General features: G+C 67.4%; 29 protein-coding genes and 1 riboswitch. Of the genes, 8 read left to right on the forward strand and 21 right to left on the reverse strand.

Going from position 1 to position 25421, the window contains the following annotated elements; translation table 11 throughout:
• Positions 1-16: 16 nt before the first annotated feature.
• On the forward strand, positions 17-934 hold the full coding sequence (locus OKW52_RS03935) for a DMT family transporter (RefSeq protein WP_264504546.1): 918 nt from the start codon (positions 17-19) through the stop codon (positions 932-934).
• A 103-nt stretch (positions 935-1037) separates the two neighbouring features.
• On the opposite strand, the gene OKW52_RS03940 is transcribed toward OKW52_RS03935, so the two are convergent.
• The 3 genes from OKW52_RS03940 to serB form a co-directional block, all read right to left on the reverse strand.
• Positions 1038-1403, reverse strand: coding sequence for a VOC family protein (locus OKW52_RS03940; RefSeq protein ID WP_264504547.1), 366 nt, complete (start codon positions 1401-1403; stop codon positions 1038-1040).
• A 43-nt stretch (positions 1404-1446) separates the two neighbouring features.
• Positions 1447-3033: a DUF853 domain-containing protein gene (locus OKW52_RS03945; RefSeq protein ID WP_264504548.1), complete on the reverse strand. Its 1587-nt coding sequence runs from the start codon at positions 3031-3033 to the stop codon at positions 1447-1449.
• Positions 3034-3142: 109 nt separating this feature from the next.
• Positions 3143-4021, reverse strand: a complete 879-nt coding sequence (serB, locus tag OKW52_RS03950; RefSeq protein ID WP_264504549.1) for a phosphoserine phosphatase SerB — start codon at positions 4019-4021, stop codon at positions 3143-3145.
• A gap of 251 nt (positions 4022-4272) precedes the next feature.
• On the opposite strand from serB, the gene OKW52_RS03955 reads away from it, so the two are divergent.
• The gene (locus OKW52_RS03955) at positions 4273-5424 is read left to right on the forward strand and encodes a phosphoserine transaminase (protein ID WP_264504550.1); all 1152 of its coding nucleotides are present in this window, start codon (positions 4273-4275) and stop codon (positions 5422-5424) included.
• A 93-nt stretch (positions 5425-5517) separates the two neighbouring features.
• Positions 5518-7113, forward strand: coding sequence for a phosphoglycerate dehydrogenase (gene serA / locus OKW52_RS03960; protein ID WP_264504551.1), 1596 nt, complete (start codon positions 5518-5520; stop codon positions 7111-7113).
• A 78-nt stretch (positions 7114-7191) separates the two neighbouring features.
• On the opposite strand, the gene OKW52_RS03965 is transcribed toward serA, so the two are convergent.
• From OKW52_RS03965 to OKW52_RS03985, 5 genes are all read right to left on the reverse strand, one after another.
• Positions 7192-8133 carry a formylglycine-generating enzyme family protein gene (locus OKW52_RS03965; RefSeq protein WP_264504552.1) on the reverse strand — a complete coding sequence of 314 codons (942 nt, stop codon included), beginning with the start codon at positions 8131-8133 and terminating at the stop codon, positions 7192-7194.
• Between the two features lie 99 nt (positions 8134-8232).
• The gene (locus OKW52_RS03970; protein ID WP_264504553.1) at positions 8233-8640 is read right to left on the reverse strand and encodes a hypothetical protein; all 408 of its coding nucleotides are present in this window, start codon (positions 8638-8640) and stop codon (positions 8233-8235) included.
• 151 nt (positions 8641-8791) lie between these two features.
• Positions 8792-9190: a curli-like amyloid fiber formation chaperone CsgH gene (gene csgH / locus OKW52_RS03975; RefSeq protein ID WP_264504554.1), complete on the reverse strand. Its 399-nt coding sequence runs from the start codon at positions 9188-9190 to the stop codon at positions 8792-8794.
• A 59-nt stretch (positions 9191-9249) separates the two neighbouring features.
• Complete coding sequence (locus tag OKW52_RS03980) at positions 9250-9684, reverse strand: hypothetical protein (protein WP_264504555.1); 435 nt, start codon at positions 9682-9684, stop codon at positions 9250-9252.
• A 459-nt stretch (positions 9685-10143) separates the two neighbouring features.
• Entirely contained in the window at positions 10144-10923 is a 780-nt protein-coding gene (locus OKW52_RS03985) for a helix-turn-helix domain-containing protein (RefSeq protein WP_264504556.1), read from the reverse strand.
• 104 nt (positions 10924-11027) lie between these two features.
• Between OKW52_RS03985 and OKW52_RS03990 the strand changes: the two genes are divergently transcribed.
• A complete protein-coding gene (locus OKW52_RS03990; protein WP_264504557.1) occupies positions 11028-12926 on the forward strand; it encodes a TRAP transporter permease in 1899 nt (632 codons plus the stop codon).
• Between the two features lie 44 nt (positions 12927-12970).
• On the forward strand, positions 12971-13987 hold the full coding sequence (locus OKW52_RS03995) for a TAXI family TRAP transporter solute-binding subunit (RefSeq protein WP_264504558.1): 1017 nt from the start codon (positions 12971-12973) through the stop codon (positions 13985-13987).
• A 134-nt stretch (positions 13988-14121) separates the two neighbouring features.
• On the opposite strand, the gene OKW52_RS04000 is transcribed toward OKW52_RS03995, so the two are convergent.
• The gene (locus tag OKW52_RS04000; protein WP_264504559.1) at positions 14122-14730 is read right to left on the reverse strand and encodes a TetR/AcrR family transcriptional regulator; all 609 of its coding nucleotides are present in this window, start codon (positions 14728-14730) and stop codon (positions 14122-14124) included.
• Between the two features lie 67 nt (positions 14731-14797).
• Here OKW52_RS04000 and OKW52_RS04005 point away from each other — a divergent pair, with 67 nt between their 5' ends.
• Both OKW52_RS04005 and OKW52_RS04010 read left to right on the forward strand, forming a co-directional pair.
• The gene (locus tag OKW52_RS04005; RefSeq protein ID WP_264504560.1) at positions 14798-15121 is read left to right on the forward strand and encodes a darcynin family protein; all 324 of its coding nucleotides are present in this window, start codon (positions 14798-14800) and stop codon (positions 15119-15121) included.
• Complete coding sequence (locus OKW52_RS04010) at positions 15121-15825, forward strand: SDR family NAD(P)-dependent oxidoreductase (RefSeq protein ID WP_264504561.1); 705 nt, start codon at positions 15121-15123, stop codon at positions 15823-15825. The genes OKW52_RS04005 and OKW52_RS04010 overlap by 1 nt, the downstream gene beginning before the upstream one ends.
• Before the next feature lie 6 nt (positions 15826-15831).
• Here OKW52_RS04010 and cobF read toward each other — a convergent pair whose 3' ends face one another.
• From cobF to cbiE, 9 genes are all read right to left on the reverse strand, one after another.
• Positions 15832-16563, reverse strand: a complete 732-nt coding sequence (cobF, locus tag OKW52_RS04015) for a precorrin-6A synthase (deacetylating) (RefSeq protein WP_264504562.1) — start codon at positions 16561-16563, stop codon at positions 15832-15834.
• Complete coding sequence (locus OKW52_RS04020; protein ID WP_406622186.1) at positions 16560-17282, reverse strand: CbtA family protein; 723 nt, start codon at positions 17280-17282, stop codon at positions 16560-16562. The genes cobF and OKW52_RS04020 overlap by 4 nt, the downstream gene beginning before the upstream one ends.
• A 15-nt stretch (positions 17283-17297) precedes the next feature.
• Positions 17298-17462 carry a CbtB domain-containing protein gene (locus OKW52_RS04025; RefSeq protein ID WP_127110750.1) on the reverse strand — a complete coding sequence of 55 codons (165 nt, stop codon included), beginning with the start codon at positions 17460-17462 and terminating at the stop codon, positions 17298-17300.
• 35 nt (positions 17463-17497) lie between these two features.
• Positions 17498-17684, reverse strand: a riboswitch (cobalamin riboswitch).
• Positions 17685-17759: 75 nt separating this feature from the next.
• On the reverse strand, positions 17760-18077 hold the full coding sequence (locus OKW52_RS04030; protein ID WP_264504564.1) for a DUF1636 domain-containing protein: 318 nt from the start codon (positions 18075-18077) through the stop codon (positions 17760-17762).
• The gene (gene cobA / locus OKW52_RS04035) at positions 18074-18790 is read right to left on the reverse strand and encodes a uroporphyrinogen-III C-methyltransferase (protein WP_264504565.1); all 717 of its coding nucleotides are present in this window, start codon (positions 18788-18790) and stop codon (positions 18074-18076) included. The genes OKW52_RS04030 and cobA overlap by 4 nt, the downstream gene beginning before the upstream one ends.
• A 39-nt stretch (positions 18791-18829) precedes the next feature.
• The gene (locus OKW52_RS04040; protein WP_264504566.1) at positions 18830-20155 is read right to left on the reverse strand and encodes a cobyrinate a,c-diamide synthase; all 1326 of its coding nucleotides are present in this window, start codon (positions 20153-20155) and stop codon (positions 18830-18832) included.
• Positions 20152-20937, reverse strand: coding sequence for a precorrin-4 C(11)-methyltransferase (gene cobM / locus OKW52_RS04045; protein WP_264504567.1), 786 nt, complete (start codon positions 20935-20937; stop codon positions 20152-20154). Before cobM ends, OKW52_RS04040 begins: the two co-directional genes overlap by 4 nt.
• On the reverse strand, positions 20934-21281 hold the full coding sequence (locus tag OKW52_RS04050; RefSeq protein ID WP_264504568.1) for a cobalamin biosynthesis protein: 348 nt from the start codon (positions 21279-21281) through the stop codon (positions 20934-20936). The genes cobM and OKW52_RS04050 overlap by 4 nt, the downstream gene beginning before the upstream one ends.
• Positions 21278-22477 (reverse strand): precorrin-6y C5,15-methyltransferase (decarboxylating) subunit CbiE, encoded by a 1200-nt coding sequence (cbiE, locus tag OKW52_RS04055; RefSeq protein WP_264504569.1) that lies wholly within the window; start codon positions 22475-22477, stop codon positions 21278-21280. Before cbiE ends, OKW52_RS04050 begins: the two co-directional genes overlap by 4 nt.
• Between cbiE and OKW52_RS04060 the strand changes: the two genes are divergently transcribed.
• Positions 22476-23207, forward strand: coding sequence for a cobalt-precorrin-6A reductase (locus OKW52_RS04060; protein ID WP_264504570.1), 732 nt, complete (start codon positions 22476-22478; stop codon positions 23205-23207). The genes cbiE and OKW52_RS04060 overlap by 2 nt on opposite strands.
• A gap of 93 nt (positions 23208-23300) precedes the next feature.
• On the opposite strand, the gene cobJ is transcribed toward OKW52_RS04060, so the two are convergent.
• From cobJ to OKW52_RS04075, 3 genes are read right to left on the reverse strand one after another with little or no spacing between them, the layout of a single operon-like run.
• Complete coding sequence (cobJ, locus tag OKW52_RS04065) at positions 23301-24047, reverse strand: precorrin-3B C(17)-methyltransferase (RefSeq protein WP_264504571.1); 747 nt, start codon at positions 24045-24047, stop codon at positions 23301-23303.
• Positions 24044-24766 (reverse strand): precorrin-2 C(20)-methyltransferase, encoded by a 723-nt coding sequence (gene cobI / locus OKW52_RS04070; RefSeq protein WP_264504572.1) that lies wholly within the window; start codon positions 24764-24766, stop codon positions 24044-24046. The genes cobJ and cobI overlap by 4 nt, the downstream gene beginning before the upstream one ends.
• Positions 24763-25392, reverse strand: coding sequence for a precorrin-8X methylmutase (locus OKW52_RS04075; RefSeq protein WP_264504573.1), 630 nt, complete (start codon positions 25390-25392; stop codon positions 24763-24765). The genes cobI and OKW52_RS04075 overlap by 4 nt, the downstream gene beginning before the upstream one ends.
• Positions 25393-25421: the final 29 nt, after the last annotated feature.

A 25421-nucleotide genomic window follows, 5' to 3' on the forward strand; every position in this document is an offset into this window, starting at 1 on the left:
CGACCTAGGAGAGCCCATGCGCCCGATCCGCGGCATCCTGTATAAATTGATCGCGGTCACGATGTTCATCGCGATGTCGAGCATGGTCAAGTCGCTGTCCGATGACATTCCTCCGGGCGAAACGGTCTTTTTCCGCTCGGCTTTTGCGTTGCCGGTGATTCTGGGATGGCTGGCTTACCGGAGAGAATTGCGCACCGGACTCAAGGCCTCGCGCCCGCTGGGGCATTTCTGGCGCGGGCTGGTGGGCACCTGCGCGATGGGCATGGGATTTGCCGCGCTGGCCTTTCTGCCGCTGCCCGAGGTGACGGCCATCGGCTATGCCGCCCCGCTGCTGGTGGTGATCTTTGCGTCCATGTTTCTGGGCGAAGAGGTCCGCGTGTTCCGGCTGACCGCCGTTTTCGCCGGGCTTGCCGGGGTGATGATCGTGCTCTCGCCGCGCTTGTCTGTCGGCACGGATCTGAGCGACGGGCAGGCGCTGGGCGCGATGCTGGCGCTGACCGGGGCGGTCTGCGCGGCGCTGGCGCAGGTGACGGTGCGCAAGCTGGTGGCGACCGAGCAGACCTCGGCCATCGTCTTCTGGTTCTCGGTCACCTCGGCTGGGCTGTCGTTGCTGACCATCCCCTATGGCTGGGTGCTGCCCTCACCGGGTGAGGCGGGGCTCTTGGTGCTGATCGGGCTGGTCGGCGGGGTCGGGCAGATCTTCCTCACCTCCAGCTACCGCGAGGCCGATGCGTCGCTGATCGCGCCTTTCGACTATGCCTCGATGCTGATGGCGCTGGCGATCGGGTACTGGGTCTTCGGCGAGGTGCCGACGAAGACGATGCTGATCGGCGCGACCATCGTGGTGTCGGCGGGGATCCTGATCATCTGGCGCGAGCGTCAACTGGGGCTGGAACGTTCCCGCCAAAGGAAGGCGATGTCGCCGCAGGGGTGATGTCCCACGATGGGACAACTTCCGCTGCGTCTGTTTTCAAAGGCTTGCGGGCCCGTATTCGCGAAGTCTTAACGATTTTCCCGCTTTCACGCCACCCCCGCTTTCACGCCAGCGTCGTGCAGAACACCAGCCGGTTGCCGAACGGGTCGCTGATCGCCATGTCGCGGCTGCCCCAAGGCTGTTCGGTGACACCGGGTCGCGCGTTGCGGTAGCCCTTGGCGTTCAGCACGCGGCAATAGGCGTCAACGTCGTCCACCTCGATCCGAAGGGCGGCGCCGGGGCTGGCATCGCCGTAATGCTCGGACAGGTGCACCACGCAGTCGCCCATGCGCAGGCCCAGATAGAGCGGCGCATCGGCGTCGAACCGGTGCTCGAAGACGACCTCGAACCCCAGAAAACCAAGGTAGAACTCCCGCGCTCTGGTTTCGTCAAAGCTGCGCAGGATGGGGATGGGGGCGTGGGTTTTCATCGGGGGTCTCGCGTATTTGCGACAAGGTGAGGGGGCAGGGGCGTTACCGCCCCCGGAACAATCCGCCCAGAACACCGCGCACGATGGCAGTGCCGGCGCGGGTGCCGATAGACCGGGCCATGGATTTGGTGAAGGCCTCGACCACCGAATCGCTGCGCGAGGACCGGCTGGTGCTGCGCCCGGTCGAGCGGGACGGGCTGCGCGGCGTGTCGTCCCCCTCGTCGCGGCGGTTGCGAATGCTGCCCGGCGGCTGGTAGCGCCGGGCGCGGGAATAGCGCTCCTCGGTTTCCTCGTCGTCTTTGCCGCGCGCCTCGAACCCTTCGGCCTGCCGCGCAGCGGCCTCGGCCCGGCGCGCGAGCATTTCCTGCGCCGAATCGCGGTCGATCATCGTGTCGTATTTCCGCCCCATCGGTGAGGCGGCGATGATCTGACGGCGCACGGCGTCATCACAGGGCCCCATCGCCGAGGCGGGCGGGCGGATCAGCGTGCGCTCGACCATGCCGGGGATGCCTTTGGCCTCAAGGAACGAGGTCACGGCTTCGCCCACGCCGACCTCACGGATCGCCACCTCGGTGTCAAAGCGCGGGTTGGTACGGTAGGTCTGCGCGGCGCGGCGCAGCGCCTGCTGGTCGCGCGCGGTAAAGGCGCGCAGGGCGTGTTGCACGCGGTTGCCCAGCTGCGACAGGATCGTTTCGGGCACGTCATCGGGGTTCTGGGTGATGAAATACACGCCCACCCCCTTCGAGCGGATCAGCCGCGCCACCTGCTCGACCTTTTCGATCAGCGCGCGGGGGGCGCCAGAGAACAGCAAATGCGCCTCGTCGAAAAAGAACACCAGCTTGGGCTGGTCGGAATCGCCCACCTCGGGCAGTTCCTCGAACAGCTCGGACAACAGCCAGAGCATGAAGGTCGCATAGAGCCGCGGCGTGGTCATCAGGCGCTCGGCGTGCAGGATGTTGACCTGGCCTTGCCCCTGCGCGGTGACCTGCATCAGGTCGTGGATGTCCAGCGCCGGTTCGCCAAAGAAGCTGGCCGCGCCCTGATTTTCCAACACCAGCAAGCGGCGCTGGATCGCGCCGATGCTGGCGGTGGTGACATTGCCGTATTTCGCCGAAACATCCTGCCGGTTGTCGCCCAGAAACTGCAGCATCGCGCGCAGGTCGGGCAGGTCCAGCAGCGGCCAGCCCTCTTCATCGGCCATGCGGAAGGCGACGTTGATCACCCCTTCCTGCGCCTCGGTCAGCTCCAGAATGCGGCTCAGCAGCAAGGGCCCCATATCGGCCATGGTGGTGCGCACCGGGTGGCCGTTCTGGCCGAACAGATCCCAGAAGGTCACCGGCATCGCGCCGTAGTTCAGCGTACCAAGCCCGATGGTATCGGCGCGGCGCTGGAAGGCGTCGCGCGGCGTTCCGGCCACGGCCATGCCGCCGACGTCGCCCTTGATGTCGGTCAGAAACACCGGCACCCCGGCGCGGCTGAATTCCTCGGCCATGATCTGCATGGTGATCGTCTTGCCGGTGCCGGTGGCGCCCGCGATCAGCCCGTGACGGTTGCCGTATTTCAGCAACAGTGCCTCGGGCGTTGCATAGGCTTCGCCGCCCCCGCCGATGACGATGCTCTCCTGAGCCATGCTCACCCTCCCTGCAGGGCGACTCCGCGCCCTTTCATCTTGCCAAAAATACGCTGCGGGGGTGTGGGGGTGCAAAACCCCCACGTCCGACGCCTCGATCGGCGCTGGCTCAGACTGCCGCGAAATCGCTCACAGCGTAACCCTGAAGATACAGCAGCGCGGTGAGATCGCCGTGATTCACCCGCAACTCGCATTGCGCCGCGACCGAGGGCTTGGCGTGCAGCGCAACGCCCGCGCCCGCCAGATGCAGCATGCCCAGATCATTGGCCCCGTCGCCCACCGCGATGACATCCGCGGGGGTGAGGCCCAGCCGGTCGGTGATCTCGATCAGCGCGTCGACCTTGGCCTGTTTGCCAAGGATCGGCATCGCGACCGTGCCGGTCAGTTTGCCATCGGCTTCCAGCAGCGTGTTGGCGCGGTTTTCGTCAAAGCCGAGGGCGGCCGCGACTTTCTGCGTGAAGGCGGTGAACCCGCCCGACACCAGCGCGGCGTGGCCGCCATGCGCTTTCATCGTGGCGATCAGCACCTTGCCGCCGGGCATGTAGGTGATGCGTTCGGCCAGCACCTGTTCGATGACGGTGACGGGCAGGTCTTTCAGCAGCCCGACCCGCTCGTTCAGCGCCGCCTCGAAATCCAGCTCGCCGTTCATCGCCCGCGCGGTGATGCCCGCGACATGCGCGCCGACACCGGCCATGTCGGCCAGCTCGTCGATGCATTCCTGCTCGATCATGGTTGAGTCCATATCGGCCAGCAGCATCGCCTTGCGGCGATTGGCGCTGTCTTGCACGCACAGGTCCACGCCCATGGATTGCAGCTGGTCCCAGGCTTCCCACCGGCTGGCGGGCAGGGTGGCGACCTCGAACTCGGCGGCGATACCGGGGTTCAGCCAGCGCAGCGTGCCGCCGCCCCAGGCATTGCGCAGCGAATCGGCCAGCGCGGGTTCAAGGGTCGGAGCGGTGGGTGAGGTCAGCAGCGTGGCGGTGAACATGGCGGCGTGGGGCCCTTTTCGTGCAAGCAAAACACGGGGGCGGTTAAACACGAATGCGGCGTTGATGCCAGTGTCTGTGCGGTTTCCCGCGCGCGATGCGCAGGTTTCCGATCGGGAACAGCGGGGGTGAGGAATCGTCAGGGGCGGGCGCGCGGCCGCGATTTTCCCGCTTGTGGAACCGGGGGTGTCGCGGCTATGCCCTGCAGCGGGACACCTCTCCCCAACGAGAGGCATCTATCTGGAAGGGTACTATGTCTACCATGACCACCCCGGCCACGCGGCCGGCAAATCCGCGTTTTTCTTCTGGCCCCTGCGCCAAGATCCCCAATTTTTCGCTGGACATGCTTGCTGACGCGCCGCTGGGCCGTTCGCACCGCGCTGCGGTGGGCAAGTCCAAGCTGGCCGAGGCCATCGACCTGACCCGCGAGGTTCTGGGCGTGCCCGCCGACTACCGCATCGGCATCGTGCCGGGTTCGGACACCGGCGCTGTCGAGATGGCGATGTGGTCGCTGCTGGGTGCGCGCCCGGTCGAGATGCTCGCCTGGGAAAGCTTTGGCGAAGGCTGGGTGACCGATGTGGTCAAGCAGCTGAAACTGGACGCGGTGGTCAAGAAAGCCCCGTATGGCCAGATCGTCGACCTGACCACCGTCGATTTCGACAAGGACGTCGTGTTCACGTGGAACGGCACCACCTCGGGTGCGCGTCTGCCCAACGGCGATGCGATCCCGGCGGACCGAGCGGGCCTGACCATCTGCGACGCCACCAGCGCCGCTTTCGCGATGGAGCTGCCCTTCGACAAGCTCGATGTGGTGACCTTCAGCTGGCAGAAAGTGCTGGGCGGTGAGGGTGCGCATGGCGTGCTGATCCTGAGCCCGCGCGCGGTGGAACGGCTGGAAAGCTACACCCCCGCCTGGCCGCTGCCGAAGATCTTCCGCATGACCAAGGGCGGCAAGCTGATCGAGGGCATCTTCAAGGGCGAGACCATCAACACGCCCTCGATGCTGGCGGTCGAGGATTACCTCGTGGCGCTGAAATGGGCGCAGTCGCTGGGCGGCCGCAAGGCGCTGATCGCACGGGCCGAGGCCAATGCGCAGGTGATCCATGATTTCGTCGCTGCGAAGCCCTGGATCGCCAATCTGGCCGAGGACATGGCGATTGCCTCGACCACCTCGGTCTGCCTGAAGTTCACCGATGCGCGCATCACCGATGGCGCTGCCTTCGCCAAAGCCGTTGCCAAACGGCTGGAGAAGGAAGGCGTGGCGCTGGATATCGGCGCGTATCGCGATGCCCCGGCGGGTCTGCGGATCTGGTGTGGTTCGACGGTGGAAACCGCCGATGTGGCCGCGCTGATGCCGTGGCTTGAATGGGCCTTCGAGGCCGAGATCGCGGCGCTGGCCGCCTGACATCACAAGGGTGGGGTTCAACCCCACCCTACAGAGCCCCGCCCGTAAGGTGGGGTTCAACCCCACCTTACCCCAGATTTCAGGAGCCCCCTCATGGCCCCCCGCGTTCTCGTTTCCGACGCCCTGTCCGAATCCGCCGTCCAGATCTTCCGCGATCGCGGCATCGATGTCGATTTCCAGCCCAAACTGGGCAAGGACAAAGACAAGCTGGCCGAAATCATCGGTCAGTATGACGGTCTTGCCATCCGCTCGGCGACCAAGGTCACCGAAAAGATCATCGCCGCTGCGACCAATCTGAAAGTCATCGCCCGCGCCGGGATCGGCGTCGACAACGTGGATATTCCCGCCGCGTCGAAAAAGGGCATCATCGTGATGAACACGCCCTTCGGCAACTCGATCACCACCGCCGAGCACGCAATCGCGATGATGTTCGCCGTGGCGCGTCAGATCCCCGAAGCCAATGCATCGACCCATGCCGGCAAGTGGGAAAAGGCCAAGTTCATGGGGGTCGAGCTGTTCAACAAGACGCTGGGCGTGATCGGTGCGGGCAACATCGGCGGCATCGTCTGCGACCGCGCCGTTGGCCTGAAAATGAAGGTCATCGCCTATGACCCCTTCCTGTCGGAAGAGCGTGCCAAGCAACTGGGCGTGACCAAGGTCGAGCTGGACGAACTGCTGGCGCGGGCTGATTTCATCACCCTTCACGTGCCGATGACCGACAAGACCCGCAACATCCTGTCGCGTGAGAACCTTGCCAAGACCAAGAAAGGCGTGCGCATCGTCAACTGCGCCCGTGGTGGTCTGATCGACGAGGACGCGCTGGCCGAGATGCTGACCGCAGGCCATATCGCGGGCGCTGCGCTGGACGTCTTCGCCGTCGAGCCCGCCACCGAGAGCCCGCTGTTCAACCTGCCCAATGTGGTCTGCACCCCGCACCTGGGTGCCTCGACCACCGAAGCGCAGGAAAACGTCGCGCTGCAGGTTGCCGAACAGATGTCGGATTACCTGCTGACCGGCGCCGTGCAGAACGCGCTGAACATGCCCTCGGTCACCGCCGAGGAAGCCGCCGTCATGGGCCCGTGGATCGCGCTGGCCAAGCATCTGGGCACTTTCGCCGGGCAGCTGACCGAAGAGCCGATCCGCGCGATCAACGTGCTTTATGACGGCACCGCCGCCGAGATGAACCTCAAGGCGCTGGATTGTGCGGTGATCTCGGGCGTGATGAAATTCTCGAACCCCGATGTGAACATGGTCTCGGCCCCGATCGTCGCGCGCGAGCGTGGCATCCAGATCTCGACCACGCATCAGGAGAAGTCGGGCAGCTTCGCGGGCTACATCAAGATCACCATTGTCACTGACAAGCGCGAACGCTCGCTGGCGGGCACGGTGTTCTCGGATGGCAAGCCGCGCTTCATCCAGATCAAGGGCATCAACATCGACGCCGAGATCGGCGAGCACATGCTCTACACCACGAACGAGGACGTGCCGGGCATCATCGGTCTGCTGGGCATGACCATGGGCAAGAACGGCGTCAACATCGCCAACTTCACGCTGGGTCGGTCGGGTTCGGGCGAGGAAGCGATTGCGCTGTTGTATCTGGATGAGGCGATTGATCCCAAGGTGGTCGATACGCTGAACCAGACCGGCATGTTCCGTCAGGTGCGCCCGCTGAAGTTTGAGATCGCCTGAGGCGGATCAGCCGCATGAATGTGAGAGGGGGCCGCGTTTGGCCCCCTCTTTTTTGCGTATTTTGGGCAAGATGAAGGGTCAGAGCGCCAGACGTGCGCCGGTATGGCCGGTGGTGCTGTCGGGGGTGTTGTGGCTGCGCGAATGGGTCTGATACCGCTCGCAATAGCTGGCGTGGCACAGGTACGAACCGCCGCGAATCACCCGGCCCGGGCCTTGGGCCGGTCCCTGCGGATCGCGCGGTGGCAGGGCGGCGGCGTGCGGCAGGTCGCCGAACCAGCTGGCCGTCCAGTCCCAGACATTGCCGGTCATGTTGTGGATCCCGTAGCCATTGGGCGCGTAGTGATCGGCGGGGCAGGTGCCGGTAAAGCCATCATCGGCGGTGTTGGTGTGGGGGAAGTCCCCCTGCCAGATGTTGTGGCGATGGCCTGAGGCGGGAACGAGGTCATTGCCCCAGGGATAGCGCTTGCCCTTCAGCCCGCCGCGCGCGGCGAATTCCCATTCGGCCTCGGTCGGCAGGCGGGTGCCGGTGAATTCGGCCAGCGCCTGCGCGTCAAACCAGCTCAGATGCACGGCGGGGTGGGTGGCGCGGTCGTGCCAGTCGCTGCCCGGCCCTTCGGGCGCGGCCCAGGTTGCCCCGGCGACGGCGCGCCACCACGGGGTTTGCACCGGGAACTCGCGGTATCCGGCGGGGTCGGCGAGGAACAGGTGGAAGACGAAGGACCAGCCTTCGGTTTCCGCCGTGGTGCGGTAGCCGGACTCGGCAACGAAGGCAGCAAAAAGCTCGTTGGTGACGCTGGTGCGCGCGATCGAGAAGGGCGAGAGCCAGACCCGGCGCGGTGGGCTGTCGCGGTCATCGGGGTAGCGGCCTCTGGCGGCGCCCATCTCGAAGAAGCCGCCCTTGAGCGGGACCAGCGTGGCGGCCACCAGCGCTTTGAGCTCATCCGAGGCACGCCGGGTCAGGGCCGGGGCGGCGGGGACAGTGCCCCTGCCCGATGGTGCGCAACAGCTTTTGCCTTGCATGGCTCCCTCCGTTTTCCCCGACATGCACCGGGGACGCGCCAAAGGCAACGGGCGGCCCCGAAGGACCGCCCGCGCCACCCGGCCGGGAGGGGGTTGCGATTACCAGCCGAATTGGAGTGTCAGGCCGGTTTGTCCGCCGTTCTGGGCGACGGCGGCGTTGGTGTTCTGGCCGAACTGGAAGAGGCCGTAGGCGTTGTTGCCGCCCTGTTGCGAGATCGTGCCGGTGTGGCCTGCGCCTTCCTGATGGATGATCGCCTGATCGGTGGCGCCTTGGGCGATGCCGGCGGCGTTGTTGACGCCGTGCTGGGTGACATGGCCGTTGGCGCGGACGTCGCGGTGCAGGGCATAGGCGGCGAGGCCGAGGCGCAAGAGGTTGGCTTCCTGCTGGTTCGAGGGGGCGACGTTGATCGAGAGCGAGCCCGAGGCCTCGGCCGGGGTGGCGATGGGCAGGGTGGCCGAGGTGGCGAGGGCGGCTGCGAGGGCGAGTTTGGGGAGGAAAGCGGTCATGGCGGGGTTCCTTGGCAGAGGAGGGGTGAAAATTGGGGGCGAGGAAAGTCTGAGGGGTGAAAAGCGGTCGATGAAACGTCAGGGGTCGTCAAAATCCGGTGGCTGGGCGCGGGCCAAAGGGTCCGGGGGTCGCCCGGCCACCGGTGCCGCGTCAGAGGCTGGGATCGGCGCAGGTGAGCCGGCGGCCGTTGACGCGGATTTCGAGATCGACGCTGTGGCTGGCGGGGGAGCCGGTCAGCTCGGTCTCGCCCAGCGGGGTGCGGACATGGGCCGGGGCGGTGAAATCGCCCGACTGGCGGATGGTGGCGCGGCCGCCGGATGAGCGGCTGGTGATCGCCATCTCGTAGGTGCCGCTGATCGGGGTCGGCGAGAGCACGGTGCCGCCGATCTGGGTGCCGCCGGGCAAGGCGCTGAGCGCGATCTCGCAGCGCAGCGGGCCATTGGCGGTATCCGCGGTGGCCGAAGCCGAGGAACAGGCGGCGGCAAAGCCGGCGAGGCTCAGGCCCAGGAAAATGGCGGGGCCACGGTGGCTGGTGCTGAAAGGGCGCATGGGAAACTCCTGTGGCGAAAAGGCGGGATGCGGGGGCGCGCTGCCCCCCGCGAGAGAGGTCAGTACTGAACGATGGCGGCGACGTTGTTCGAGCCGTGCTGCTGCACCGAGGTCGAATGGCCGTTGCCGATCTGCACGACGGCGGCGACGTTGCGGTTGCCGTACTGGCCGACGGTGGCGTCGTTGTTGTTGCCCATCTGGCTGACGCCGACGACGTTGCGGCGGCCATACTGGTCGGTGTCGACCGAGTTGTAATAGCCGGTCTGGCCGACAGCGGCCTCGTTGCGGCGGCCGTCCTGGGTGTTGATCGACAGGTTGGCGCCGCCGTTCTGGATCACGGTCAGGCGCTGGCCACGGCCACCCTGGCCGCCACCGATCTGGTTGTTCCAGCCGTATTGCTCGACATGGACGCGGCTGCCGGTGGCAAGGGCGGGGGCTGCGGTGGCGGCGATGACGGCGATCAGGGCGACGGTTTTAAAGGTCTTGGCGAACATGATGGGGGTCTCCGGTAATCTGTGGCGCTTGGCCGGTTGAATGGGTGTCTGGTGTGGTCGTTCGTCTGAGTGGTCCCGGGGGGCGCTGGCCGCTGTGGGCCGGTGGTGCGCTTCCGATGAACCCAACATGGGGCGGATCGGGGCGGTCAGACAAAATCACCGGGCTGAGGGGCGATAACCGGGGGGTGTTATCGGATAACAACGCGGGGTTTTGCGGTTAGCACATTGGAAACGTGTGATTCTTCAGGCGGAGGCTTTGAGCGCGCTTTGACGCCTGTCGCGCAAGAATCGGTTGCCCCCGGTCGCCAAGCGCCGGAAATCTCGCCAGATCATCCGCCAGAAACGGCGGTGGTTATCGGATTGCAGAGGGGAGGCGCGGCCAAATGCGCCGCGCCGCCGAATCACCCGCAACCGCCGGTGCGCTGAAGCGCACCCTACCCCAGCGACAGGCCGCCCAGCTTAGCGGGTGCCGTCGCCCATCTTGACGGCGATGGAGCTGGCAGCGTCGCGCAGGCGCGACAGATGGAGGCGCGCGAAGTCTTCTTCGCTCATCGCGGTGCCGATCCAGACGACGTTGATCGCCGCGATCGGTTCGCCGAAGACCATCACCGGCACGGCCATCGCCATCACCTTGGCCTCGCTGGGGGCGGTGACGAAATAGCCGTATTGGCGGGTTGCATAGCCGCGCGCGCGGGTCTCGTCGATCAGGGCCTGAACGGCGGCGCGGTCGCGGGCCATGCTCTCGGGGCGGGCGCTGTTGTGCGACAGTTCTGCCAGGATCTCGTCCAGCCGGGCAGGGCTGCTCCAGGCCAGAATCGCGCGGCCCATCGCCGAGGGCAGCACATGGATATGCCGGGCGACAACGTCGCGGTTGACGACAAAGGGCGACAGGCGGCGCGAGCTTTCCAGCACGCGGATGCCGCCCTTGTCATAGATGCCCACGTCGGAGGGCCAGGCGATCTTGCCGCAGAGTTCGTCCAGCACCGGGGCGACGGTATCGGCCAGAATATCGCTGCGCGGGTCGCCGCCGTTGAAGCGGCTGAGGCTGGCCTGCCAATGTCCGTCGGTCCGCCGCCGCCGGGCAAAGCCGCCGGTGCGCAGGGTCTCGAGCATGCGCAGCAGGGTGGATTTCGGCAACTCGGTGCGCTGAGCAAGATCGGTCAGCGAATAGGCCCCGCCGCCTTCGAGGATGCCCAGCACCCTGAGTCCGCGCCCGAGCGATTCGATCTGCTTGACCATGCGCGCTGCTCCTCCGACCCGCTGTGCCACAGTGTGAAACTTGCCACGAAACGAGTTGGGGCGCGAGGGGGGCTGTGCCTATGATCAGGGCAGGAGGAGTTTCCATGTCAGACACCACGGCGCGCAGGCCGCTGCGCACGGTCGTGATCGCCGTTCAGGCGGTGGGGGCCATTGTTTTGGCGCTTATCGGCATCTGGGTTGCGGGATTCGGCAGTTTCAACGAGACGCTGTTGCGCGTCGGAACCTATGCGTTGGCGGCAGCCATCGCGACCGTAACGGTGGCCGCCGTCCGGTTTGACGGCCCGAAATGGGGCCGTTGGCTGTGGGCGCTGGATATTGCCCTGCTCGCCGGTCTGGCGCTGTCGGTCACGCGTTATTTCGAGATCGGCACAGCGCTGGAAACCGGTCTGTATTTCTTTTCCAAGCAAGATATCTGGGTGGGCGTCATTGGCCTGATCGTGTTGCTTGAGGCGACGCGCCGGGCCTTTGGCTTGCCGCTGGTTATCGTGTGTCTGCTGACGCTGGGCTATGCGCTGTATGGCGACAGCCTGCCGTGGATTTTCCGCCATGGCGGTTACTCGTTGCAGCAGGTGATGCAGGTCGTCTGGTATTCGTTCGACGGGGTGTTCGGCGGGCCGCTGTCGGTCGTGGTGACGCTGATTCTGGTCTATATCGTCTTTGGTGCCCTGCTGGAGGGCATCGGTGCCGGGCCGGTTTTGCTGAAATTCGCCTTTGCCGCCACCGGGCGATTCCGCGGTGGCCCGGCGCATGCGGCGATTGCCGCCAGTGGCGTCTTTGGCACCATGTCCGGGTCGGTCAGCGGCAACGTGGTGGGCACCGGGGTGATGACCATTCCGATGATCATCCGCCGGGGCTTTCCGCCGCGCTATGCGGGCGGGGTTGAGGCGGCGGCCAGTGCAGGCGGGCAGTTCATGCCGCCGATCATGGGGGCTGTGGCCTTCATCATGTCGGATGTGACGGGGATTCCCTATCTGACCATCTGTATCGCGGCGTTGTTGCCCGCGCTGTTCTATTACGTCTCGCTCTTCGTGGCCGTGCATCTGGAAGCCGTGCGCCGGGGGATCGAGCCCTTGCCGAAATCCGAAATCCCCAGGATCGAGCGGAGCGACTGGTGGATGGCCTTGTGCTTTGTCATCCCGCTGGCGGTGATGGTGACGGTACTGTTGTCCGGGCGGTCTGCCGCGATGGCCGGGTTTCTGGCCGTGCCGATTGCTGTGGTGCTGGGCTTTATCCTGAACCCCGAGCTGCGCCGCAAGCCGATGATGCTGCTCGAGGCGTTGCGGCAAGGGGGTCAGGCGTCGGCGCAGATCCTCGTTGCGGTGGCGTCCATCGGCATCGTGATCGGTGTGATGAACATGACCGGGCTGGGCCTGCGCTTTGCCGGTGTGATCCGGGTCATCGCGGGGGATTCGCTGTTTCTGGCGCTGGTGATGATGATGCTGGGATCGCTGGTGCTGGGCATGGGGATGCCGACGGTGCCAGCCTATCTGATCGTCATTCTGGTGATGGGGCCGGCGATCGAGCACATGGGCGTGCCGATGCTGATCGCCCACCTGTTCGTGGTCTATTACGGTGTGCTCAGCGCGATCACACCACCGGTGGCGATTGCCGCTTTTGCGGCGGCACCCATCGCACGGGCCAATCCCGTGCTGATCGGGATCGACGCCTGCCGCGTGGCGCTGATCGGCTTCGTGATCCCCTTCGCGCTGGTCTACAACCCGTCGCTGTCGCTGGTCATCGGCTTTGACTGGGTGAGCTTTGGCTGGATCTGCCTGCGGCTGTCGCTGGCGATCTGGATGTTCTCGACCGGGTTCACCGGCGTGTCCTCGGCCCGGCTGGGCATGGCGCAACGCGCGCTGCGGCTGGCGCTGGGGTTCAGCATGCTGGTGCCCGATATCTGGGTCGAGCTGGGGGCGACGGCGCTGACGCTGGCGCTGGTGGCACACGATACGATCCGCCGCGAAAGACCCGTGGCGGCCTGACGGAGAAAGCGGGCGGGAGGCCCGCGCAACTGGGAGAACTGACGATGAAACTGAGACACACGATTGCCGGTTTCGCGCTGGGGCTGGCTGCCCTTGCCGGACCCGCTCAGGCGCAGGAATATTTCCGTCTGGCAACGCTTGGCCCCGGCTCGTCGCCCTATCTGGTGATGAGCACCTTCGCGCAGATCGTCAACGATGCGCTGCCGGATGTCGAGGTTCAGGTCAATGCCACGGGTGCCGCGACCCAGCACGCGCTGGAAGCAGGCGCGGGGCAGCTCGACTTCTTCATGTGGTCGGCCAGCGTGCACCAGCTGATGATCGGTGGTCAGGCGATGTACGCCAACATCCCGCAGGCGGCCGAGCTGTCGACGCATCTGCGCGCCGTGCTGGCTTTCCCGCTGGGGCCGTATCACATCACCACCTACGCGGATTCCGGCATCGAGTCGCTGGATGATCTGCGCGGGCATTCCGTCTTCCTCGGCCCGCCGGGCGGCGGCGCAACGGCGATCATGCAGCGCACCGTCGAGGCGGCGACCGGGCTGGTCGCGGGCACCGACTATGATCAGGTGCAGCTGGGGTGGGACGCCGCCGCGCAGGCGTTTCAGGACGGGCGGATCGACGTTTACATCAACTCGACGCTGGCCCCCTCGCCGGTGATCCAGCAGATGGCGCTGACCCGCGACATCCGCTTTCTGGGCCTGACGGCTGAACAACTGGCGATGCCGGGGGTGCAGGCGATCATGAACCGTCCGGGCGGTGTGCTGGTCGAGATCCCGGCGGGGATCTATGGCGACGGGCAGGTCAACACCGAAGCGGTGACGGTCCCCGGTTCGATCGTCGGCATCGGCGCAGGCGAGCATGTCGATGCGGAGGCGGTTTATGCGATGACCAAGGCCTTCTGGGAAGGGGTCGAGGGCATGGGTTCCTCGGCACCGTGGCTGCGCGCGATCCAGCTGGACCATGCGCTGGACGCGCTGAACCTGCCGCTGCATCCGGGCGCGCTGCGCTATTACGAAGAGATCGGGATGGACATCCCCGACGCGCTGCGCCCGCCGATGTAAGCGAGCCGGGTTGAAGGCGATAGGACGGGGGCGGGCGACTGCCCCCGTTTTGCTTGGCCCCGTTTTGCGTGTCCCATTTTGCGTGACAGCGGTGCGCTGAAGCGCACCCTACCCCAAGCCGTGTAGGGTGCGCTTCAGCGCACCGATCCGGGCACCAGTCCGAGATAGCCGTTGGCGGCGCGCGTCATCCGCGCGGCCAGCGCCACGGTGTCGCTGTCGCCCGCCATCACCGCCGCATCGGCCCAGCCGTTCACCATCGCCGCCAGATCGAACGCCGCTTGTCGCGGGTCCGCGACGCCGCGTTGCGCCAGCACTTTCACCACCAGCGCGTCGATCTGCGCCTTGAGCGCGGCGGTTTCCGCATCCAGCGCCAGTGTCTTTTCCGCCGCCTCCAGCCGCTGCGCCAGCAAAGGGCGGTGCGCGTGGTGCTTGAGCGAGGCCGCGATCAGCAGCGGCACCGTGGCGCGCAGGTCCAGCCCCTCGGCCAGCAGCGCTGCCGCGTTCAGATCCGCCAGCAACGCGGCGCGCTGGGCGCGGACCAGTTCGGCAAGGATCGCCTGTTTGTCGGGGTAGTACTGGTACAGCGAGCCGATAGAGACGCCCGCCCGCTCGGCGATGCGATTCGTGGTCAGGGACTCGGGCCCCGCGCTTTCCAGAATGCGAGCCGTGGCTTCAAGGATCGCGGCGCAGGTGGCTTGCGCGCGGTGTTGGCGAGGGGATTTTCGCGGGGTTGGGGCGGTCATGGGATGCGAGTTGGAAAGCTGAAAGATTGCTCACATTCTGCCTTTCATCCGATGAGAGGACAAGCTGATGACCCTGACGTTCTTCCTTCTGCTCCGCGCCCGTCCCGAATGGCTGGCCCTTCCCCGCGATCAGCGCAATGCGCTGGGGGCCGAGGTGCTGGCGGCAACTGGCCTCGCCGGGCTTGGCCCGGTGCGGTTCTTCGATGCCGAGGCGTTCGGCACCCAGTGCTCGGATGTCTTGATGGTCGAGACCGCCGATCTGCCCGGCTGGTCCCGCGCCATCGACCGGCTGCGCGATTCGGCGCTGCTCAGCGTGCCCTATTTCGAGCTGGTCGCGATCGTGCCCGCCCTTGAAGACGGTTTTCGCCGCTATGCCCCCGAGGCCGCGTGATGGTTTTCGCGGGAAAGGTCGTGTTGCTGACCGGCGCGTCGCGCGGGATCGGGCGGGCGATGGCCGCGCAATTGGCCGAGGCCGGTGCGCAGGTGCTGGCAGTGGCGCGCCAGCCGGTGCCGGGGTTTGACAGCTTTGCTGTCGATCTGGCCGAGCCGGGCGCGGCCGAAGCGGTGGCCGCGTGGGTGGCGCGTTCGCATCCCGACTGCTCGGTCCTGATCAACAACGCCGCCGTGATGGAGCACACCCGCTACACCACCACCGACCCCGCCCATGCCGCCGCGATCCGGCGCGAGGTGGCGATCAATCTGACCGCGCCCATCAGCCTGTGTGTGGCGATGCTGCCGCATCTGCCGCCGGGTGCGGTGATCTGCAACGTCACCTCGGGGCTGGCGATCCAGCCGACAGCTGAGGCTGCGACCTATTGCGCCACCAAGGCCGGTTTGCGCGCCTTCACCAAGGCGCTGCGCTATCAGTTGGACGATGCGCGGCGCGGCATTCAAGTGAGCGAGGCGATCATGACGCTGGTCGACACCACGCTGTCGCTTGGCGATCCCTTGCGAAAACTCTCGCCCGAGGCGGCGGCGCGCGCGGTTCTGGCGGGGATCGCGGCAGGCAAGCGCGAGATCTGGGTCGAGCGCACGAAACTGCTGCGGGTGGTCAACCGGGTCTCGCCGGGCATGGCCGCGCGGATCTTGCGATAGGCGGGGTCAGCGGTGCAGCAGGTAGATGTCCATGATCCACCCGTGCTGTGCCCTGAGTGCGGCGCGGGTGTCGAGGATCTGCTGCGCGACCTCGGCCAGCGGCCCGTGGATCAGCGCCTCATGCGGCATGCCCAGATAGGCACCCCACCAGATCGTCACCCCCTGCGGGTCCAGCGTTGAGAACGCCCCGCCCGCATCCAGCATCACCGCCACGGCATCCGCGTCCGCCGGCCAGCCCGCGTCGCGCAGCCGTCGCCCGGTGGTGATCACCACCGGCGCGCCGAGGTCGTTGAGCGGGATGGCATGCGCCGCCGTCAGCACCGAGAGCGAGGTCACGCCCGGCACCACGCGCGGCGTGATCCCCAGCCGGGCCGCGATGCGCAGGGTGGAATCGTAAAGGGACGGATCGCCCCAGACCAGCAGCGCCACGCGCCCGCCACCCGGCAGATGCGCGTCGATCGTGGCTTTCCAGCAGGCGGCGATGGCGTCATGCCAGTCGTTGACCGCATCGAGATAGGCGGTCTTGGCGTCGCGCAGCGGCAGGTCGAACTCGACCACGCGCGACAGGTCGCTCAGGTGGGTCGCGCAGATCTGGCGGCGCAGGTCCGCCAGATCGCTTTTCTCATCGCCCTTGCGGGGCAGAAGGATCAGATCGGCTTGCGACATCGCCCGGATCGCCGCCAAAGTGACGTGATCAGGGTTGCCGGTGCCGATGCCGATCAGATCCAGCGCGATCATGCTGCCGCGCCACGGTCCCATTGCCGCCCGGCCAGCCAGCCCAGCACAACCCAGACCGCCAGACCAACGCCCAGCACGCGCGACGAGAAGATCGCGCCGACTTCGGTCGGGGCATAGCCGTAATAGGCATCCAGCAGCGGCGCGCCGATGACATGCGGCAGGGCCAGCAACACGATCCCGGCCACGACGGTCAGGATGCTGCGCCCGTAAGCCAGCAAGGCCAGCCCGCCGCCGGTGGCGACAACCGTGCTCCACCACCAGATCTGGCGCGCGGTCAGATCCGCAGCAGCGCTGCCCGGCAGCTCGGGGGCCAGCCCCATGCCCGGCGCCATCTGGAACGCGACAAACCCGGCCAGACCCCAGAGCGCCCCTTCGGTCGCGGTGATCTTGCGGCCGAACTGCGACGCGATGGCGAAACCAGCGGTCAGCAGCATGCCGTAGGCGACATAGAGCAGCACCGTGAAGCCCACCGTCAGCGCATTGCGCTGCAGCACGCTCGGCTCATCGCCATGCTCGTGGCTGCCGTGATCATGCTGGTCGGCGGCGGCATGATCCTCGGTGGCGTGATCGGCAGGCGTCTGGAAATGCACCAGCTCGCCGGTTTCATATTGTTCGCCCAGCAGGATATAGCTTTGGACAAACGCGAAATGCAGCACGGCTGCAAGCAGCCCCGCCGCAATACCGGCGATCAACGCGCCGGTCATCATTTTTTGAAACATTGTTGGCGGCGCTGTTCAGTGGCAGGGGAAGCCGGTGGCGTGACGCATGTCATGCGCCGCGTCATGCAGGGTCGCCGATTGCGCGTGGCCCACGGCCAGCAGCACAGTCAGACCGATCACCGCCATGCCAAGGATCGGGGCCAGCAGCGATTGGGTCTTGGTTTGGGTCGTCGTGGTCATGTTTGCTCTCCTTGCCGTCCCTCCGACGGCGATTTCCAGTTCTCGCGTGTCGGGCCGGTCTCCTGGCTCGCGGGTCGCTGCGGACTGCCGCCTTCCCGTCCCGGATGGAACAGTGGCATGATGGCAGCCAGCTCGTCGCTGACAGTCGCGGGGGCGGCCGGGGCATTTCACCCCGTTCCCGTTTCAGCCCCAAGGCGGGGCACCTGACGCGTTCACAATTGCCGGAAGAGGCCCTCGCGGTCAAGGCGGATCGCGGCACTGCGGCAGCCGTTCGCGACGTTTGGGGGATTGGTGTCGCTATCCGGGGATGCGGGCCAGCGCCTTGAAGCGCAGAGCGCCCAGCGGGCGGGCATCGGCGAACTGCCCGTCGGGGGACCGGGCGTAGAGCTGGGCGAAGCGGGTGAGGTCATCGAGGTCTGCCTCGGTCAGATCGCCGAACAGATAGGCCGTCTTGCCGGGCGCGCGAAATGCCACCGAGGACGGGCGCGTGCAGCCCGAGAGGCACTCGACCGTGGTCACCTCGGCGGCGACGCCTGCCGCGTCCAGCGCCTGTGCCAGCCTTGGCGCAAAGCCCCCGCGCCCCAAAGCGCAGGTGTGGCACAGGGTGACCTTCATTCCGACAGCGGCCCGTACAGGATCAACCCCGGCGCACGCGCGTCGGCCTGCTCGAGCACCGCCGCCAGCCCGGCCACGGTCGAGCGGGTCAGGCGCTGGTCGGGGTGGCTGACATTTTCCGCCAGCAGGGCAGGGGTGTCGCCGGGCAGGCCTGCCGCCAGAAGCATCCCGGCCAGCCTCGCGAAGGTGCGCTTGGGCATGAAGACCACGGTGGTCGCCTGCGGATCGGCCAGCGCAGCAAGGTTGAGCCCCTCGGGCAGCCCCCCGGTCACATCATGCCCGGTCACATACTGCACCCGCCGCGCCTCCAGCCGCCGGGTCAGCGGGATGCCCGCCGCTGCCGCCGCCGCCGAGGCCGAGGTGATGCCGGGAATGATCTCGAACCCGATCCCCGCCGCCCGCAGCGCGGTGATCTCTTCCTCAAGCCGCCCGAAAATCCCCGGATCGCCCGATTTCAGCCGCACCACCCGCGCGCCGCCTTGCGCGTAATCGACCAACAATCGGCTGACATGGTCCTGCTTGGGCGAGGGGCGGCCCGCCCGCTTGCCCACCGCGACCAGTTCGGCCGCCGGGTTCGCCAGCTCCAGAATCGCCCCTGCAGACAGGTCATCAAACAAGATCGCCTCGGCGGCTTTTATCCGGTTCACCGCCTTCACGGTCAACAACTCAGGATCGCCCGGCCCCGACCCGACAAAGGACACGAACCCGCTCATCCCCGCCCTTTCATCTTGCTGACAATACGCATCTTTTTCTTACACCCCGTCCTGCGCGATCAGGTGAAAGAAGGTCCCCGTCACCCGCCCGCGCCGCGATCCCGTCTCCGGCACCGCCGCGCCCTCGGCATCGGTAACGGCGGCAAGCGGCGCATCCGGTTGCTCCAGAATCGTCGAGTAATGGAACTCGTGCCCCCGCAGAACCGCCCCCGCCGCGAACCCCGGCATATCCGCCGTCAGCACCGCGCGGCGATAACCCAGATGCATCTTGCGCGTCTCATAGCTGGTGACCAGCCCCAACAGCCCGGCCATCCGGTGCCGCGTGCCCGCCTTGTCCACCAACCCCTCACCCAGCGCCATATACCCCCCGCATTCGCCATGCACGGGGCGGGTTTCGGCATGCGCGCGCAGGGCAGTGCGGAACCGCTCAGCGCCAGCCAACACGCCGGCGTGCAGCTCAGGATAGCCACCCGGCAGCCAGACCAGATCCGCGCTGCTGTCGGGGGCCTCATCCGCCAGCGGCGAGAACGGCAGGATCTCGGCCCCCGCGCGCCGCCAACCCTCGACCTGATGCGGATAGGCAAAGGAAAACGCTGCATCCTGCGCCAGCGCGATCCGCTGCGCCGGCGGCGCAAGGCGCAACCCCGTAGGGTGGGATTTCATCCCACCTGCCGCCCCACCTGCCGCCGCCGCCCGGATCGCGCCCAGATCGACATTCTCGCGCAGGAACGCGGCATAATCCGCAATCGCGCGGTCCAAATCGGGGTGTTCCACCGCCTGCACCAGCCCCAGATGCCGCTCAGGCAGTTTCAGATCGCCGCGCCGGGGCAAGACGCCCAGCACCGTGATGCCTGCCGCTTCCATCCCCAGCCGCGCCAGCCGCTCGTGCCGGGGCGAGGCAACCCTGTTCAGGATCACCCCCGCAAAGGGCAGATCGGGCGCATAATTCGCAAATCCCAGCGCCGTCGCCGCCGCGCTCTGCGCCTGCCCCGACACGTCGATCACCAGCACCACCGGCCAGCCCATCCGCCGCGCCGTCTCGGCGCTGGACCCGTGCCCCGTCGCCCCGGCAAAGGCCACGCCGTCGTAAAGCCCCATCGAGCCTTCAGCGACAACGATATCCGCCCCCGCCGCCTCGGCCGCGATGGCGTCGAACAGCCCCGGCCCCATCGACCACGTATCCAGATTGAACGACGCCCGCCCGCAAGCCGCGCGGTGGAACGCAGGATCGATGTAGTCAGGGCCGGATTTGAACGGCTGCACGCTCAGCCCGTCCTCGGTGAGCGCGCGCAGCAGGCCCAGCATGACCGTGGTCTTGCCGGTGCCCGAGGCGGGGGCCGAGATCATCAGTCCCGGCACGCTCATTCCTTGCTGTCCGCATAGACCGAATCGGCGCTTTGCGGGCGGAAACGGCGGTCGTATTCGCTCGCATAAAGGCTGCTTTCCGCAAAGCCTTCCCCAGCCAGCGCCGGGCCCACCAAGATCAACGCCGTACGTTCCATCGACCCCGCCACCAGCGCCTCGATGGTTTCCAACGTCCCGCGCAGGATGCGTTGTTCCGGCCAGCTGGCCCGCCAGACCACCGCCACCGGACAGTCCGCGCCATAGCCCGGCGTCAGATCGGCCACCGTCTGTGCAAGGTTATGGATCGAGAGGTGAATGGCCAGCGTCGCGCCGGTTGCGGCGAAGTTGGTCAGCGTCTCGCCCTCGGGCATGGCGCTGGCGCGGCCCGGCGTGCGGGTCAGCACCAGCGATTGCGCGATGCCGGGCAGGGTCAGTTCGGTGCCCAGTGCCGCCGCGGCGGCGGCGAAGGACGGCACCCCCGGCGTCACGGTAAACGGAATGCCCAGCGCCTTGAGCCGCCTGAGCTGTTCGCCCATCGCCGACCAGACCGACAGATCACCGGAATGCAGGCGCACCACGTCCAGCCCCTCGGCATGCGCCGCGCTGATCTCGTCCATGATCTGATCCAGCGACAAGGGCGCGGTATTCACGATCCGCGCGCCCGCCGGGCAGTGGCTCAGGATCGCCTCAGGCACCAGCGAGCCCGCATACAGGCACACCGGACTGGCCGCGATGATATCGCGGCCGCGCAGGGTGAGCAGATCGGGCGCGCCCGGTCCGGCGCCGACGAAGTGAACGGTCATGGGTTTGGTCCTTTCGCGATGGCGCAGGTTGCCAGCCGGTCGGCAGAGATCACGCGGGCGGTCAGCAGATACGCCCCCGGCCCGGCGGCGGCAAGCGCGCAGGCCTCGGCGACGCTGCCGGTCTGGCGCGCGGCAAGGCTGGCGGGGGCGTGGGTTTCGGTCTCGGGCAGCGGGCCAGAGACGGGGATCAGCGGCAGGTTCAGACGGTCGGCCAGTGCTTTGAGAGTGGGGGCCTTGTCCGCCAGCGTCGCCAGCGCCTGCGGCTGTTGCCCCGTCGCCGCAAGCGCGGCCTGCAGCGAGGCCAGTGTCGCTTTCGAGGTGAAGCCGAACCCCGCGACGATCACAGCGTGACGCTCCACTGCACGATGGGATAGGCCGATTTCCAGCCCCGGCGGGTGCCCAGTGCCGCCGCCTCGGCCAGTTCGACCCTCAGCAGCGACCCGCCTTTCGCCGCCTGTCCCTGCGCCAGCAACACCTCGGATTCCAGCGTCACCGCATGCGCCACCAGCCGCGTGCCCGCCGGCAGTTGCGCGAACAGCGCCTCCAGCAATGCCTGCGACAGCCCGCCGCCGATGAACACCGCCTCCGGCAGAGGCTGCCCGCGCAAAACCTCGGGCGCGCGGCCCTCGACGATCTTCAGCCGCTCCACCCCCAGCGCGAGCGCATTCTCCCGCGCCCGCGCGGCGCGCTCAGGGCTGCCCTCGAACCCGATGGCCTGCGTCGAGGGATGGCTCAGCAACCACTCGATCCCGATGGACCCCGACCCTGCGCCAATATCCCACAACAACTCCCCGGCGCGCGGTGCCAGCGCCGACAGGGCCAGCGCCCGCACGGGCCGCTTGGTGATCTGCCCGTCATGCGCGAACCAGTCATCGGCACGGCCAGAGGCCAGCCCCAGCACCGCGCCGTCCCCGGCAACCTCGATCCCCACCACAACCGGATGCCGCACATCCGTCAGCGCATATACCCCGGCTGTCACCCGCCGCACCCGCTCCTGCGGCCCGCCCAGCGCCTCCAGCACCTGCAGCACGCTCGCGCCGAACCCCGCGCCATCCAGATACGCCGCCAACCCGGCCACCGCCGCCCCGTCCCGCAGCGTCACCAGCACCCGTGCCCCCGGCGCCAGCACAGGCCGCAACCGCGCCAAGGGTGCCGCGTGCAGTCCCAGCACCGTCGTGCTCTCCAGCGCCCAGCCCAGTCGCGCCGCTGCCAGCGCAAAGCAGGACGGGCCGGGATGCGCCACCCACTCGCCCGGCTCCAGCGCGCGGGTCAGCACTGTCCCCGCGCCAAACCAGAACGGATCGCCCGAGGCCAGCATCACCACCCGCCGCCCGCGCAACGCCAGCAAGGGCGCGATTCCGTCAGCAAAGGGCACCGGCCAGACCCGCGTTTCAGCGGTCAGCCCCGGCAACAGCGCCAGATGACGCGCCGCGCCGGTGACAATCTCGGCGCCCTCAAGCGCGGCACGGGTTGCATCCGTCAGCCCGGCAAGGCCATCTTCACCCAAACCCACGATGGTCATCCACGGAGCCTCAGCCATGCCGAAAATCCTCGTCCTTGGAGGCACGACCGAGGCCAGCGCCCTTGCTGCCGCACTGGCCGGTGCGGGCCATGACGCGGTTTTGTCCTATATGGGCCGGGTCGAGCGGCCCAAACCGCAGCCGATCCCGGTGCGCATCGGCGGCTTTGGCGGCGTGCCCGGGCTGGTCGCCTATCTGCAGGACAATGCCATCACCCATGTGGTCGACGCCACCCATCCCTTCGCCGCGCAGATGAGCGGCAACGCGGTGCAGGCCTGCGCGCAGACCGGCGTGCCGCTGATCGCCCTGACCCGCCCGGCATGGCAGCCCGGCCCCGGCGACACCTGGCAGCGCGTGCCGGATATGGCGGCGGCGGTCGCCGCGCTCGGCGGTCGGCCGCGAAACGTCATGCTCGCTATCGGCCGCATGCACCTTGCCGACTTTGCGCCCCAGCCCCAGCATCATTATCTGTTGCGTCTGGTCGATGAGCCGGGCGAAACACCGCCGCTGCCCCATCACACCATCGTCGTGGATCGCGGCCCGTTCAGCGCCCAAGCCGACGAACAGCTGATGCGGGCCCACGCCATCGACCTTGTCGTCTCCAAGAACGCTGGCGGCACCGGCTCGGTCTCGAAACTCGACGCCGCGCGCGTGCTCGGCCTGCCGGTGCTGATGATCGACCGTCCCAGCCTGCCGCCGCGGCAGGAGACGCACGAGATCGCAACGGTGCTCGACTGGCTGGAAACCTGACCGCGCGCTTTCATCTTGCTGAAAATACGCTCGGGGGTGAAGGGCCGGAACGGCCCGAGGGGGGCAGAAAGCCCCCTTGCCCGGCCCGGCCGTTCACACCGACCTCGGGGTATACAGGATCGGTCCGCGCGGGGTGTCGATGATCCGTGTGGTCGAAGACCCCACAATCACCATCGTGCGCATGTCGGCCATTTCGGGCGTCGCCTCGGTCAGCGGGACGATGCGCAGGGACTGCTCGGGCGTGGACACGGCGCGGGCGAACAGGATCGGGCGGGCGTCCCGGCAGGCATCGCGCAGGATGTCCAGCGTGCGCGCAAACCCCTCGGGGCGCGATTTCGAGCGGGGGTTGTAGAAGGCCATGGCGAAATCCGCCTGCGCCGCCAGCCGCAAGCGCTTTTCGATCAGCGCCCAGGGTTTGAGGTTATCGCTCAGATTGATCGTGCAGAAATCGTGGCCCAGCGGCGCACCTGCGGCGGCAGCGGCGGCCAGCATCGCGGTGATGCCCGGCAGCACGCGGATCTCCAGCGCGCGCCAGTCGGCAGGCCCGGCCTCCAGCGCCTCGAACACCGCCGAGGCCATCGCAAACACGCCCGGATCGCCCGACGAGACCACCACCACCCGCTTGCCCGCCGCCGCCATCTCCAGCGCGTGACGCGAGCGGTCCAGTTCCACCCGGTTGTCCGAGGCATGCAGCACCAGCCCCTCGCGCGGCGCGACGCGGGCGACATAGGGGATGTAGCCGACGACATCTGTGGCCGCGTCCAGCGCGTCACGCACTTCGGGCGTGACCATCGCCTCGTTCCCCGGTCCCAGCCCGGCGATGACAACCCAGCCGTTCATGGCCGCCGCCCTTGGCCGTGGATCAAGGCGATCGAGAAATAGGGCGCGGTGTCGACCTCGGCCAGCGGCACGACCCGCTGGTCGGGCATGGCGGCGTATTCCACCAGCCACGCGTCGTCCATCCGGCCTGCCTGCTCGGTCGCGCGTTTGAGTTTGCTCAGGTTCTGGCCGATCTTCATCACCACCAGCGCATCGGTCGAGGCGATCCGCGCGGTCAGCGCCGCCTCGCGCAGGGTCGCGGGGACCACGGTCATCACGTCATCGCCCCAGGTGATCGGCGTGCCGGTCGCGGACCACGCCGCCGACATGCCGGTGATGCCGGGCACCACGGCGACGGGCACATGCGGTCGCAGGCGGGTGTAGAGGTGCATGAACGAGCCGTAGAAAAACGGATCGCCCTCGGCCAGCACCACAACATCCTCGCCGCCTTCGGCCAGCGCGCGCAGGGGGGCGGCGACGTCTTCGTAGAAGGCGGCCAGCGTTTCGGCGTAGCGGGGATCAGACAGCGGGATTTCGGTCGTGACCGGGTAGTCCATGGGATATTCCGTCACGTCGTCGCGCAGCATCCCCTCGACGATGCGCCGCGCCTGTCCCGGTTTGCCCGCCTTGCGGAAATAGGCGACGTGGCGGGCGGCGCGGACCAGACGGTCGGCGCGCACGCTCATCAGATCGGGCGAGCCGGGGCCAAGGCCGACGCCGTGAATAGTACCCGCCGTCATTCCTTGCGGCTCGCGATGGCGTTGATCGCGGCGACGGTGATCGCCGAGCCGCCCAGACGCCCTTGCACGATGCAGCACGGCACCGGCTGATCGGCCCAGAGCGCGTCTTTACTCTCCATCGCGCCGACAAAGCCGACCGGGCAGCCGATGATCGCCGCCGGGCGCGGGCAGGCCGGATCTTGCAGCATATTCAGCAGGTGGAACAGCGCGGTGGGGGCGTTGCCAATGGCGACGACCGCGCCTTCGAGATGCGGACGCCACAGTTCCAGCGCCGCCGCCGAGCGGGTGTTCGACATCTCTTTCGCCATCCCCATCACGCGCGGGTCTTGCAGCGTGCAGATCACCGCGTTGTCGGCGGGCAGGCGGGGGCGGGTGACACCCTCGGACACCATGCGCGCATCGCACAGGATCGGGGCGCCGGCCTCAAGGGCTGCGCGCGCGGCTTGGGCGAAACCGGGCGAGAAGCGGATGAACTTCTCCAGCCCCACCATCCCGGCGGCATGGATCATGCGCACGGCGATGGGTTCGTGATCGGCGTCAAAGGCGCTCAGATCGGCCTCGGCCCGGATCATGGCAAAGGACTGCAGATAAATCGCGGCCCCGTCGGTTTCATAGGTGTAAGTCATTCAGACGGCTCCGAAATGGGCAAGCACCT

Source organism: Pararhodobacter zhoushanensis, from assembly GCF_025949695.1.
Taxonomy (GTDB): Bacteria; Pseudomonadota; Alphaproteobacteria; order Rhodobacterales; family Rhodobacteraceae; genus Pararhodobacter; species Pararhodobacter zhoushanensis_A.

Excerpts from the sequence above, each read along its gene's own strand:
- OKW52_RS03935 (WP_264504546.1), top strand. The coding sequence starts at position 17 with ATGCGCCCGATCCGCGGCATCCTGTATAAATTGATCGCGGTCACGATG.
- OKW52_RS03940 (WP_264504547.1), bottom strand. The coding sequence starts at position 1,403 with ATGAAAACCCACGCCCCCATCCCCATCCTGCGCAGCTTTGACGAAACC.
- OKW52_RS03945 (WP_264504548.1), bottom strand. The coding sequence starts at position 3,033 with ATGGCTCAGGAGAGCATCGTCATCGGCGGGGGCGGCGAAGCCTATGCA.
- serB (WP_264504549.1), bottom strand. The coding sequence starts at position 4,021 with ATGTTCACCGCCACGCTGCTGACCTCACCCACCGCTCCGACCCTTGAA.
- OKW52_RS03955 (WP_264504550.1), top strand. The coding sequence starts at position 4,273 with ATGTCTACCATGACCACCCCGGCCACGCGGCCGGCAAATCCGCGTTTT.
- serA (WP_264504551.1), top strand. The coding sequence starts at position 5,518 with ATGGCCCCCCGCGTTCTCGTTTCCGACGCCCTGTCCGAATCCGCCGTC.
- OKW52_RS03965 (WP_264504552.1), bottom strand. The coding sequence starts at position 8,133 with ATGCAAGGCAAAAGCTGTTGCGCACCATCGGGCAGGGGCACTGTCCCC.
- OKW52_RS03970 (WP_264504553.1), bottom strand. The coding sequence starts at position 8,640 with ATGACCGCTTTCCTCCCCAAACTCGCCCTCGCAGCCGCCCTCGCCACC.
- csgH (WP_264504554.1), bottom strand. The coding sequence starts at position 9,190 with ATGCGCCCTTTCAGCACCAGCCACCGTGGCCCCGCCATTTTCCTGGGC.
- OKW52_RS03980 (WP_264504555.1), bottom strand. The coding sequence starts at position 9,684 with ATGTTCGCCAAGACCTTTAAAACCGTCGCCCTGATCGCCGTCATCGCC.
- OKW52_RS03985 (WP_264504556.1), bottom strand. The coding sequence starts at position 10,923 with ATGGTCAAGCAGATCGAATCGCTCGGGCGCGGACTCAGGGTGCTGGGC.
- OKW52_RS03990 (WP_264504557.1), top strand. The coding sequence starts at position 11,028 with ATGTCAGACACCACGGCGCGCAGGCCGCTGCGCACGGTCGTGATCGCC.
- OKW52_RS03995 (WP_264504558.1), top strand. The coding sequence starts at position 12,971 with ATGAAACTGAGACACACGATTGCCGGTTTCGCGCTGGGGCTGGCTGCC.
- OKW52_RS04000 (WP_264504559.1), bottom strand. The coding sequence starts at position 14,730 with ATGACCGCCCCAACCCCGCGAAAATCCCCTCGCCAACACCGCGCGCAA.
- OKW52_RS04005 (WP_264504560.1), top strand. The coding sequence starts at position 14,798 with ATGACCCTGACGTTCTTCCTTCTGCTCCGCGCCCGTCCCGAATGGCTG.
- OKW52_RS04010 (WP_264504561.1), top strand. The coding sequence starts at position 15,121 with ATGGTTTTCGCGGGAAAGGTCGTGTTGCTGACCGGCGCGTCGCGCGGG.
- cobF (WP_264504562.1), bottom strand. The coding sequence starts at position 16,563 with ATGATCGCGCTGGATCTGATCGGCATCGGCACCGGCAACCCTGATCAC.
- OKW52_RS04020 (WP_406622186.1), bottom strand. The coding sequence starts at position 17,282 with ATGTTTCAAAAAATGATGACCGGCGCGTTGATCGCCGGTATTGCGGCG.
- OKW52_RS04025 (WP_127110750.1), bottom strand. The coding sequence starts at position 17,462 with ATGACCACGACGACCCAAACCAAGACCCAATCGCTGCTGGCCCCGATC.
- OKW52_RS04030 (WP_264504564.1), bottom strand. The coding sequence starts at position 18,077 with ATGAAGGTCACCCTGTGCCACACCTGCGCTTTGGGGCGCGGGGGCTTT.
- cobA (WP_264504565.1), bottom strand. The coding sequence starts at position 18,790 with ATGAGCGGGTTCGTGTCCTTTGTCGGGTCGGGGCCGGGCGATCCTGAG.
- OKW52_RS04040 (WP_264504566.1), bottom strand. The coding sequence starts at position 20,155 with ATGAGCGTGCCGGGACTGATGATCTCGGCCCCCGCCTCGGGCACCGGC.
- cobM (WP_264504567.1), bottom strand. The coding sequence starts at position 20,937 with ATGACCGTTCACTTCGTCGGCGCCGGACCGGGCGCGCCCGATCTGCTC.
- OKW52_RS04060 (WP_264504570.1), top strand. The coding sequence starts at position 22,476 with ATGCCGAAAATCCTCGTCCTTGGAGGCACGACCGAGGCCAGCGCCCTT.
- cbiE (WP_264504569.1), bottom strand. The coding sequence starts at position 22,477 with ATGGCTGAGGCTCCGTGGATGACCATCGTGGGTTTGGGTGAAGATGGC.
- cobJ (WP_264504571.1), bottom strand. The coding sequence starts at position 24,047 with ATGAACGGCTGGGTTGTCATCGCCGGGCTGGGACCGGGGAACGAGGCG.
- cobI (WP_264504572.1), bottom strand. The coding sequence starts at position 24,766 with ATGACGGCGGGTACTATTCACGGCGTCGGCCTTGGCCCCGGCTCGCCC.
- OKW52_RS04075 (WP_264504573.1), bottom strand. The coding sequence starts at position 25,392 with ATGACTTACACCTATGAAACCGACGGGGCCGCGATTTATCTGCAGTCC.